The 10,536-nt window shown below is 41.7% G+C and carries 12 protein-coding genes and 2 pseudogenes; 9 read left to right on the top strand and 5 right to left on the bottom strand.

The features are described 5' to 3' along the window. Positions 1–786: 786 nt before the first annotated feature. Complete coding sequence (locus D7V32_RS16075; RefSeq protein WP_120403832.1) at positions 787–1,344, top strand: DNA-binding protein; 558 nt, start codon at positions 787–789, stop codon at positions 1,342–1,344. Between the two features lie 56 nt (positions 1,345–1,400). Here D7V32_RS16075 and D7V32_RS16070 read toward each other — a convergent pair whose 3' ends face one another. The 4 genes from D7V32_RS16070 to D7V32_RS16055 form a co-directional block, all read right to left on the bottom strand. Further along, positions 1,401–1,802 (bottom strand): hypothetical protein, encoded by a 402-nt coding sequence (locus tag D7V32_RS16070; RefSeq protein WP_120403831.1) that lies wholly within the window; start codon positions 1,800–1,802, stop codon positions 1,401–1,403. A gap of 209 nt (positions 1,803–2,011) precedes the next feature. After that, positions 2,012–2,236 (bottom strand): hypothetical protein, encoded by a 225-nt coding sequence (locus D7V32_RS16065; protein WP_228200238.1) that lies wholly within the window; start codon positions 2,234–2,236, stop codon positions 2,012–2,014. Positions 2,237–2,332: 96 nt separating this feature from the next. Then, positions 2,333–3,478, bottom strand: coding sequence for a hypothetical protein (locus D7V32_RS16060; protein ID WP_120403830.1), 1,146 nt, complete (start codon positions 3,476–3,478; stop codon positions 2,333–2,335). A 21-nt stretch (positions 3,479–3,499) separates the two neighbouring features. Next, the gene (locus D7V32_RS16055; RefSeq protein WP_120403829.1) at positions 3,500–4,837 is read right to left on the bottom strand and encodes a MobA/MobL family protein; all 1,338 of its coding nucleotides are present in this window, start codon (positions 4,835–4,837) and stop codon (positions 3,500–3,502) included. Positions 4,838–5,309: 472 nt separating this feature from the next. Here D7V32_RS16055 and D7V32_RS16050 point away from each other — a divergent pair, with 472 nt between their 5' ends. Then, complete coding sequence (locus tag D7V32_RS16050; RefSeq protein WP_120403828.1) at positions 5,310–5,756, top strand: hypothetical protein; 447 nt, start codon at positions 5,310–5,312, stop codon at positions 5,754–5,756. A 315-nt stretch (positions 5,757–6,071) separates the two neighbouring features. On the opposite strand, the gene D7V32_RS16045 is transcribed toward D7V32_RS16050, so the two are convergent. Further along, complete coding sequence (locus tag D7V32_RS16045; RefSeq protein WP_005249014.1) at positions 6,072–6,317, bottom strand: hypothetical protein; 246 nt, start codon at positions 6,315–6,317, stop codon at positions 6,072–6,074. A 153-nt stretch (positions 6,318–6,470) separates the two neighbouring features. On the opposite strand from D7V32_RS16045, the gene D7V32_RS16040 reads away from it, so the two are divergent. From D7V32_RS16040 to D7V32_RS16010, 7 genes and pseudogenes are all read left to right on the top strand, one after another. Next, on the top strand, positions 6,471–6,695 hold the full coding sequence (locus D7V32_RS16040) for a hypothetical protein (RefSeq protein WP_005249015.1): 225 nt from the start codon (positions 6,471–6,473) through the stop codon (positions 6,693–6,695). Between the two features lie 287 nt (positions 6,696–6,982). Next, positions 6,983–7,054 (top strand): annotated as a pseudogene (locus tag D7V32_RS17860) (type II toxin-antitoxin system HipA family toxin); the annotation flags it as partial. A 134-nt stretch (positions 7,055–7,188) separates the two neighbouring features. Next, positions 7,189–8,004, top strand: a complete 816-nt coding sequence (gene sul2 / locus D7V32_RS16035; RefSeq protein ID WP_001043260.1) for a sulfonamide-resistant dihydropteroate synthase Sul2 — start codon at positions 7,189–7,191, stop codon at positions 8,002–8,004. A gap of 179 nt (positions 8,005–8,183) precedes the next feature. Further along, positions 8,184–8,987, top strand: a complete 804-nt coding sequence (gene aph(3'')-Ib, locus D7V32_RS16030) for an aminoglycoside O-phosphotransferase APH(3'')-Ib (protein WP_001082319.1) — start codon at positions 8,184–8,186, stop codon at positions 8,985–8,987. Continuing rightward, positions 8,987–9,829 (top strand): APH(6)-I family aminoglycoside O-phosphotransferase, encoded by an 843-nt coding sequence (locus tag D7V32_RS16025; RefSeq protein ID WP_120403827.1) that lies wholly within the window; start codon positions 8,987–8,989, stop codon positions 9,827–9,829. Before aph(3'')-Ib ends, D7V32_RS16025 begins: the two co-directional genes overlap by 1 nt. A gap of 220 nt (positions 9,830–10,049) precedes the next feature. Beyond that, positions 10,050–10,406, top strand: a complete 357-nt coding sequence (locus tag D7V32_RS16015) for a type II toxin-antitoxin system RelE/ParE family toxin (RefSeq protein WP_004967307.1) — start codon at positions 10,050–10,052, stop codon at positions 10,404–10,406. Then, positions 10,399–10,536 (top strand): annotated as a pseudogene (locus tag D7V32_RS16010) (transcriptional regulator); the annotation flags it as partial. The gene D7V32_RS16015 and the pseudogene D7V32_RS16010, both read left to right, overlap by 8 nt.

Raw genomic sequence — 10,536 nt, 5'->3', positions numbered from 1 at the left:
CTTAATTTATCGTTATAGAGTAGTTATAAGTATAGTGGTTTATATGACATAAACAGGAAGTGATTCTAACCAAGGAAACGTTGTCATATGCCATGTTTTAATAAATGCTAAGAATATAGCAACAATAAAAAAAAAGTTGCTATAAGCCGAGGAAACGTTGTTAGATAGCCGAGGAAACGTTGTTAGATAGCCGAGGAAACGTTGTTAGATAGCCGAGGAAACGTTGTTGAATATTCTCTGAAAGCTAGATATATCAAGCTTTATATCAAGGTTAAAAACATTAAAAACATTTAAAAGTAATTAAAAGCCAAAGTTATGAAAAATTGCCCTTGGTTTTCGCTTCGCTCAAACTCTATTGAATCTCGCTTTCGCTCGATTCGTCGGGGCAATTTTTTGGCTCATCTCGTTGTGACTTTAATAAAAAGCAAAAGCACGATGAATTCGCTTCGCTCATAGAGCTTTTTTTGCTCGCTTCGCTCGATCTAGGTGCAAATATTTACATGTGATTTACGCTTATTTAGGCTTCACAGCCTAAAAAGCTGTTTTTCAGAGAGTCTAGGCGCGAATTTTTGTTGTGGCGCTCGTAGACACTCGCTAATAAATACTTGTTATTGTTTAATTAATCTAATAAAAATCATCTTCTATCGGCTTTTGCTAAATTGGAAAACATTAGCGAACAGCTGCAGAGAGTTTTAGCTAGTCATAATTCATAAAAATATCGATTGTGTACTGTACTGTAATGTACTAAAATACGATACAGTACAGTACACAATAGGAAATAAACCCATGGCAATCACTAAATCAGATGTGGCAAAAGCCATCGAATCCCTTGCAGAACAAGGCTCAAACCCAACTAACGATAATATCCTTGCGGTTCTTGGTAGCGGCTCAAAGACCACTATCAACAAATACCGCAAAGAGATCCTTGAAGAGCAACTGGCGGCAGCCGTTACTACGGCAAAAACTCTGAAAGATGCGGAACTTGTTACCGTGTCACAAGTCATTGCAACCCTATTGCAAGAACGGATTGATGCAGTACAAGGCGGATATGCGGAAACAGTGCAACAACTGGAAAAGCAGCTTGCAGATACCACAGAAAAACTGGAACAGGTGCAAATCAAACTTGATGAACAGGTCAAACAAACTGATGACACCACCGACAAGCTGAAAGTCGCTCTTGCTAGTACAGATAAGGCAAAAGAAGACTACAACGCCTTGCAAGCCAAATATGAACAGCTACTCGAAAAATCAGGCTCGATCAAATATGTGGAATCACAACTCACTAATGCAAATGCACGGATAGCTGAATTAGAAAAACAGATTACAATGCAAAAAGACAAGTAACTGACGATGAAGGCTGACATGCTCCCCATTAAATCAACGGTTTAGTACGGAGTATGTCAACGCTCTTTGTTGTTTTGGCGACTTGCAGCTTTGTTAATTGATTCTTGTCGCTCATTTTCAGCAATTTCTTTTTGAAACTCCTGAATTTTCTTGTATTCGTCTGGGTTCTGTTTGAAAAGTTGAGTATGTGCTTTTTCGTAATAAGTGTAGTTAGCACCTAGATTTTCCTTGCTCTTGTACTCAAGTAGCAAGTTTTCCCATTTTACTTTGATGTTGTTGTTATGCAGGTTCACCATTTCTGAAAGTTCTTTTTTCCAAGTCCCAATTTTGAAAGGGTTTAATGGCTTGTTTTGCTTATGTACTTCAATCTTAGTAAGAAGTTTTGAGCTTAATTCTTTGCATTCTTGTATTTTTTCTAAAATTTCTCTTAAATCATTCTCAAAAACCTCTTGAGCCAATTTTGAAACACGGACATTAAAATCGGCAATAGCCTGTTTTTTTCAGGCTGACTAAGTTTTAGAATAGGGCTAGATGGCTCTAATTTGCGATTTAAGGCGTTTTTGGGCTCTTGGTGTACTTTCTATGGTCTTGCTGTTTAACTTCGCTTTGTGAGCGTTTTAGGTCGTTTATTGTCAAAAAAAGCCTTCGCCAAACGACCGAATAAACCTCATTTTTTAGATTCAGGTGTTATCGTAGCAGTTTGCTGAATAGGCTTATCTTCTATAGGTGTAACTTGTGATTGCTGTACAGTTTCTTGTAAGTCTGTAGTTGTACGGACTTGTTCATTTGTACTGTCAGGCTTACTGTCAGGCTGAATATTTTTAGGTGTATAGCCAAGTGCTAAGGTTAGATTGTCAATTTTATCTTTGAGTTGCTCAATCTCCTTGTACATACGTCTTTCACGCTCTTCGGCAACTGACTTATCGTGCCAAGCTTCTGTAAAACTAAAAAGACACTAAAGTGTCTTTTTAGTTTTAAGCTGTTTTATTTACTTGGTAAATATATTTAAGTATCCATGTTGAGTTTGAACTTGATGAGCAGGTGTCTTGCTGAAATAACAAAAATCAATTGGACGGTTTTGCATAAATTGCTGCTTCGGCATGTACGCATTACATTCTTCTTTGTTGATGCTACGAAAGCCATTTTTCATCCAATTATTCTGTAAATCCACATAGCCAGTCGCTTTGTTTACAACGCTTTCAGCTGATTTTGATGTTGCGTAAGCTGTACCTGCAACAGTTGCTGTAAATCCGATCCAAACTGTGGCAGCAATTAAAATCCAGTTCTTTTTAACCGAGGCTTTTTCTTGGCTAACGTGATTTTGATATGCTTCTTCACGTTGCATATAGATTCTATTTGATTTATCTGCTGTCTGCTGAATCTCTGAACTTATCGCTTTGAGCTGTTTTAAGTCGTTTTGATATGTTGAGATGACTTCTCTATGAAATTCTTTTGCACCGCTTTCGACTTCATTTTTTGTCTGTTGTAACGTCTTACTAAGATGCTGAAATGCTTTATTTGAAAGTGTTTCAGCCGTTTCTTTGGCTCCTGTCTCAATTTCAACTTTTAAATTTTGGACGACTTGCTGTGTCAATTTTGCAGATACATCATTAATAATTCTGTTGGAAATATCAGTTGTAATGATTTCAGTAAAACTATCTGCAATTGTGTTGACTTCGCTTTTCAACTTTTTGATCTGACTGATAGCGATATCAGTTGCAGCATTCATATTTTCTTTGTATGTCTTGCTTGAGCTGTGTAAATAACGATTAAGCTGTTGTGCAGTTTGATCTGCATTATTCAGTGTTTTGATTGTGTCATTAAGCTGTAGATTTTGTGCTTGCTGTTGCACTGTCTGAATTGCTTTTTCAGCAATACAGATTTGCTGCACGACATTATTTAACTGCTTGCTGACGTTTTGAATATCATCAAAACTTGATGCAATCTTGCTATCAAAATTTGATAGCGTTTCGATCAATTTCGGAAAGTTGGTACTGACTGTATCAGTCTTTGATGCAAGCAGCTTCAATTGCTCCAGTAGCTCGGTTTTGGCTGATTGGGCTTGTGTTTCTTGGCTTTCAATGCTACTGACAATCGCTGTCAGTAAATCAATAATTTCGCTGTTTTCAGTCATGTGACTGCTCCCAATTTTTAGTTAAAACGGTGAATAATCGTTGTCGTTGTCGTTGTCGTTGTCGTTGTCGTTGTCGTTGTCGTTGTCGTTGTCTTGCTGTTTTGGCTCTGTCGATGGCTTCGCCTGTTCAGCTTGCTTCTGCTTTAAACGCTCTAATTTTTCACTAAGCGTTTCAGGTGCCGGTATTGCATCTGGTGAGCTATTGGATTCTTTCAAACGATCTAGTTTTTCACGTAAATCGAGCGGTTCATGCTCGTGATCTGCAAGTTTGTTATCAATAAGCTGATGTGCATTGTTGATCTGATTAAGCAATTCTTGAGCTTGCTCAAGCTCTGACTTTGGTTGCGCTTTTAAGCTATCTAATAACTCTTTTTCAGCAAGTTTTTCACCGCTTAAAATCTTATATGCAAGGTCTTTAGGTAGTGGAACATTGATAAAATTTAGATAGTCAGATTCAGTCTGTTGCTTCGCTTTCTGCTGTTTGTTGTATTCGTGAACGTTCATCTTCTTGCCTTGCGCAACACGGCTTTTCACCATCTCGCCTTCGTGAATTGTTGCGCTGATCTGCAAGCCCAAATTTTTATATGACTTATGTGTATAACGCTCAATTCGATTATTTTTTTCTAATGCACTGTTAAATAAATCGCAGGGCTTTTGACGCATATATTGCAAAAAGTTTTGCTCAATATTCATCAAGTCTGGCTTATCTTTTTTAATCTCTGAGCCAAATTTTATCGGGTTAAAATCTTTAACTTGACTGCCAATTTTAAATGTATCTCCGTGAGATTTTTTCTTACGTTTTGACTTTAAATCTTGCTCTGTAAGTGCTTCAATTTTGCAATATGGAATCACAAAATGAACATGATTATTTTGAATCTGTAACTGTAAATCTTCTTTATCTTCAGGCAAATTATATTTTTCAATTTCTTCTAATCGAGCTTTTTTACGCTTCAAATTATCAGCTTCATGTATCGCATAACTAATACAAGTTCCGTATTGTTCTGTGAAATCTTCACAGAATTTTTCGACAACTTTTATTTGTTCTTCTTGTGATAATTCAGGCGGTAAAGCAAGAATAGAACTGTATGCAATAATGTTTGTAGATGCGTGACTATTATTCTCAATATGATTATAAAACTGTTCTTCATTCATTTCTGTTTTAATGCCGTGTGGCATAAAGAAACCTGTGTTAATCACACCTGATTTATGAGAAAAATTATGCTCATCTCCCGTTAAATTGTTCGATAATTTACGTGCATTAATATATGCAATTATTCTTAATATACTGTGACCGTTTGATTTTTTGACAGTCGAAACACGATGAGAATAACTATTTCGAATAACGATTTTATCACTCATATCATGCTCCAGTGGTGGTTTTGCTTTTCTACTTTTAAGACGTTACATGAAAATAATTATTGTGCAAAGCACAATAAATTACTTTCTCATCGGAACGCCTTAAAAGTCCCCCCCTGCCCTAGCTTTGGGAGGGGGCGCACGACTCAAAACGAACATGAGCGAAGCGAAATGTACGTTTTGGGTTAAAGTGCGCTTCATTCTACGTCATTTCTACGTTTTCACAGTCTACGCTTGCGCTTGACTGTGAAAACGTGAAATGTCGTGAATGAAGTTGTCACGTAATTCGACTATACACTAGAAAAAAATTTGACCTGTATTTGGTGTTATTTTTCGATTTTTTTTACCTGTTTAGTATGTTTTTTTTTCACTTGTGATAATTTCAATAATGAGGAAGTGAAAGACTTAAAGACTCAAATCAAATTTTATGCACGATTATCAATTATTGATTAATTAAAAATGGAGACGAATTCTAATGTCTGAGCAACAAAATAATCTTGTAGAGGATGCAAAAGCCGTATCGGATCTGATTGCAAAAATCGGAAGTGGTGAACTGTCTGATGCAGAATTGAAAGATGCAAAAAAAGCATTAAAGCTGATTCAACAACGTGCTGAAAAAGCAATTAAAGAACTCGATAATCGCTTACCATCTTTGACCAGTAAAGAACTTTCAATAATTAAAAATCAAAAATTTTTGCTTGGTGAAATTGTGATTTCTCAAGTTTTCACAGAAACAAAAATAGCAGAATCTGCTTTGACTGAAAGTGAAAGAGAGCAGTTTTTGGCGCTAACTTTGAAACTCGTGCAGGCACAATCGAAACAGAATCAGAAGAAGATTTTTCTGGATACAGATACTTTAAGCGGTGGGCTTTACTTGCATTCAGAAGATGAAAGACGCAAAAAACTTAATAGAGATGCGTAATTTTTGAGGACAGCTACTTCACCTGGTCCCAACGGGACTAGGTGAAGTGCTCCGCAAAAAATTAGGCATCATTTAACTGACTTATCGTATTTTATAAGTTTTTATTTTTGTATCTTTAGAGTACACCCTAAAGTGACGTCACAGATGTCTGAATCCGCAACCTTAAATCAATGGTTTAGAAGCCGTGGAACATCAATTTTAGTATGTTTAAATAAAGTCTTAGATTTATAAATGACAATAAAAAGCCAGTTGTATGCACTGGCTGTTGTTTGGGATTTACTTACCCATTACGATTTTTACCGTGCCTATCATAAATTAACAGTCAAAGCTGAAGAAGTGTTCTGGGAAACAAGAAAGGAATGCTTTTTGAATATCGCTGTATTCACCTTCTGGATGTTCTTCTAGATAACGTCGAGTCCAAATCAGTGTGGCTTCATAATCGTTAAAGCTTTGGTCGAGTTGTAAAAAAATCCACAGTTCATGGGCTTTTTGAATGAAAAAGTCATTGATGATCATAAGCGCAATTTTCTTTTCAGTGTTTGAATCCGGGTATGAGTACATATTACATTTCTCCGATAGTAAGGATAAATAGGTTATTTGATAAGCTATTTATAACACATAAAAATATGTGTTTGCCACATAATTTTATGTGTTTTTATGTAAATATAACCCTATGCTATAATCTCAAAACACCATTTCTATAAATTTAATTAAATGCCATATACTGAATTTCAACGTCTTGTCGGTAAAGCAGGGCTTTCAATTAAGGAATTTGCTGCCTTATTGGATATGAAACCTAATTCGATTACGAATTACAGTAAACAAGGTGTGGTTCCTACACATATTGCTGTAATCGTTGCGTTGATTTCTACGATGAAAGATGAGGGATTAGACTTCTTTCCAATTTTTGAAAAAGTTAAGTCGTATTCACAAGAATAAAACTCTCGTTTTTTGATTGTTTTAAGCTGTTAGTGATGACGTAAAAAATGCCTGAAATTCAGGCATTTTTTTTGTTTCAGGGACTTATAAGCCTCGATAGAACTTTTCAATAAAGTATCGAGTTTTGAGAACCAGGGTGATCATCAAATTCTTATGTTCTGAGATCTTAGGTCGAGCAATCGATAAACCGGACATTTCTATTTGGGGGTTACAACTGAATTTCGCATAAGAGATTTTATGTTAAATCGATAATCAAAAAGCCCATGAAAGTAAGCCTTTTTTCATCCGGTTATGTGCCACCTTTTGATTTTGAAGCAATGTACTATGATAAAATTAATCCGTTAGGTCAGGTGGCCTAACTTAAATAAAAAAGTCTCCGACAAACCCGGTACGGTTCAGATCACCGCAAACAGGTTACTCGCCTGGGGATTCCCTTTCGACCCGAGCATCCGTATGAGACTCATGCTCGATTATTATTATTATAGAAGCCCCCATGAATAAATCGCTCATCATTTTCGGCATCGTCAACATAACCTCGGACAGTTTCTCCGATGGAGGCCGGTATCTGGCGCCAGACGCAGCCATTGCGCAGGCGCGTAAGCTGATGGCCGAGGGGGCAGATGTGATCGACCTCGGTCCGGCATCCAGCAATCCCGACGCCGCGCCTGTTTCGTCCGACACAGAAATCGCGCGTATCGCGCCGGTGCTGGACGCGCTCAAGGCAGATGGCATTCCCGTCTCGCTCGACAGTTATCAACCCGCGACGCAAGCCTATGCCTTGTCGCGTGGTGTGGCCTATCTCAATGATATTCGCGGTTTTCCAGACGCTGCGTTCTATCCGCAATTGGCGAAATCATCTGCCAAACTCGTCGTTATGCATTCGGTGCAAGACGGGCAGGCAGATCGGCGCGAGGCACCCGCTGGCGACATCATGGATCACATTGCGGCGTTCTTTGACGCGCGCATCGCGGCGCTGACGGGTGCCGGTATCAAACGCAACCGCCTTGTCCTTGATCCCGGCATGGGGTTTTTTCTGGGGGCTGCTCCCGAAACCTCGCTCTCGGTGCTGGCGCGGTTCGATGAATTGCGGCTGCGCTTCGATTTGCCGGTGCTTCTGTCTGTTTCGCGCAAATCCTTTCTGCGCGCGCTCACAGGCCGTGGTCCGGGGGATGTCGGGGCCGCGACACTCGCTGCAGAGCTTGCCGCCGCCGCAGGTGGAGCTGACTTCATCCGCACACACGAGCCGCGCCCCTTGCGCGACGGGCTGGCGGTATTGGCGGCGCTGAAAGAAACCGCAAGAATTCGTTAACTGCACATTCGGGATATTTCTCTATATTCGCGGTTCAGCAGGCATGTCCCCTTTGAGGGCGACCCGACGACAGGATAATCGACCTTACCCAAGTTACGCCTTAAATTTGGATCAATTAGGGGCGCTTTGCATTTCAAATCTTTGTGCAACAAAGCCTCAGAAAACTGAAGGAACCTCCATTGAATCGAACTAATATTTTTTTTGGTGAATCGCATTCTGACTGGTTGCCTGTCAGAGGCGGAGAATCTGGTGATTTTGTTTTTCGACGTGGTGACGGGCATGCCTTCGCGAAAATCGCACCTGCTTCCCGCCGCGGTGAGCTCGCTGGAGAGCGTGACCGCCTCATTTGGCTCAAAGGTCGAGGTGTGGCTTGCCCCGAGGTCATCAACTGGCAGGAGGAACAGGAGGGTGCATGCTTGGTGATAACGGCAATTCCGGGAGTACCGGCGGCTGATCTGTCTGGAGCGGATTTGCTCAAAGCGTGGCCGTCAATGGGGCAGCAACTTGGCGCTGTTCACAGCCTATCGGTTGATCAATGTCCGTTTGAGCGCAGGCTGTCGCGAATGTTCGGACGCGCCGTTGATGTGGTGTCCCGCAATGCCGTCAATCCCGACTTCTTACCGGACGAGGACAAGAGTACGCCGCAGCTCGATCTTTTGGCTCGTGTCGAACGAGAGCTACCGGTGCGGCTCGACCAAGAGCGCACCGATATGGTTGTTTGCCATGGTGATCCCTGCATGCCGAACTTCATGGTGGACCCTAAAACTCTTCAATGCACGGGTCTGATCGACCTTGGGCGGCTCGGAACAGCAGATCGCTATGCCGATTTGGCACTCATGATTGCTAACGCCGAAGAGAACTGGGCAGCGCCAGATGAAGCAGAGCGCGCCTTCGCTGTCCTATTCAATGTATTGGGGATCGAAGCCCCCGACCGCGAACGCCTTGCCTTCTATCTGCGATTGGACCCTCTGACTTGGGGTTGATGTTCATGCCGCCTGTTTTTCCTGCTCACTGTCATTGGCACGTTTCGCAACCTGTTCTCATTGCGGACACCTTTTCCAGCCTCGTTTGGAAAGTTTCATTGCCAGACGGGACTCCTGCAATCGTCAAGGGATTGAAACCTATAGAAGACATTGCTGATGAACTGCGCGGGGCCGACTATCTGGTATGGCGCAATGGGAGGGGAGCAGTCCGGTTGCTCGGTCGTGAGAACAATCTGATGTTGCTCGAATATGCCGGGGAGCGAATGCTCTCTCACATCGTTGCCGAGCACGGCGACTACCAGGCGACCGAAATTGCAGCGGAACTAATGGCGAAGCTGTATGCCGCATCTGAGGAACCCCTGCCTTCTGCCCTTCTCCCGATCCGGGATCGCTTTGCAGCTTTGTTTCAGCGGGCGCGCGATGATCAAAACGCAGGTTGTCAAACTGACTACGTCCACGCGGCGATTATAGCCGATCAAATGATGAGCAATGCCTCGGAACTGCGTGGGCTACATGGCGATCTGCATCATGAAAACATCATGTTCTCCAGTCGCGGCTGGCTGGTGATAGATCCCGTCGGTCTGGTCGGTGAAGTGGGCTTTGGCGCCCCCAATATGTTCTACGATCCGGCTGACAGAGACGACCTTTGTCTCGATCCTAGACGCATTGCACAGATGGCGGACGCATTCTCTCGTGCGCTGGACGTCGATCCGCGTCGCCTGCTCGACCAGGCGTACGCTTATGGGTGCCTTTCCGCAGCTTGGAACGCGGATGGAGAAGAGGAGCAACGCGATCTAGCTATCGCGGCCGCGATCAAGCAGGTGCGACAGACGTCATACTAGATATCAAGCGACTTCTCCTATCCCCTGGGAACACATCAATCTCACCGGAGAATATCGCTGGCCAAAGCCTTAGCGTAGGATTCCGCCCCTTCCCGCAAACGACCCCAATATGAAAAACCCCGGCAGGATGCTGGGGTTTTTTATTGCCTATCATTTCTCATTTGCAAAACAAGCATAATGCTCCTAAAATATAGACTATAATCTATATTTTGGTTGTGGTATGTGGATAGTCATTACGACAGATCTATTTAATGAATGGCTTGAACAGCAAGACGAATCAACACAAGAGAAGGTTCTGGCTGCCCTAGTTGTTCTACAGCAGCAAGGACCAAGTTTAGGCCGCCCTTTAGTAGATACTGTCTATGACTCTAAATTTACCAACATGAAAGAGCTTCGTGTTCAACATCGAGGTAAACCACTGAGAGCTTTCTTCGCATTTGATCCTTTACGACAGGCTATTGTTCTATGTATTGCTGATAAAGGCAGTAAAAAGCGTTTTTATAAAGACATGCTGGATATTGCAGATGAACAATACCAACTTCATCTCACCACCCTAGGAGATAAATCTAATGGCTAAGACTCTGCAAGAATTGTTAGCTAGCCGCTCTCCAGAGAGCCAAGCCCGTATTCAAAAAATGGCAGATGAATTACTGCTAGAAAATCAGCTTCATCTTATTCGTGAAGAACTTGAAATCTCTCAAAAGGAA

The sequence above is a fragment of the Acinetobacter tianfuensis genome, from assembly GCF_003611465.1.
GTDB classification, from domain to species: Bacteria; Pseudomonadota; Gammaproteobacteria; order Pseudomonadales; family Moraxellaceae; genus Acinetobacter; species Acinetobacter tianfuensis.
This window is presented reverse-complemented; position numbering and strand designations above follow the sequence as displayed.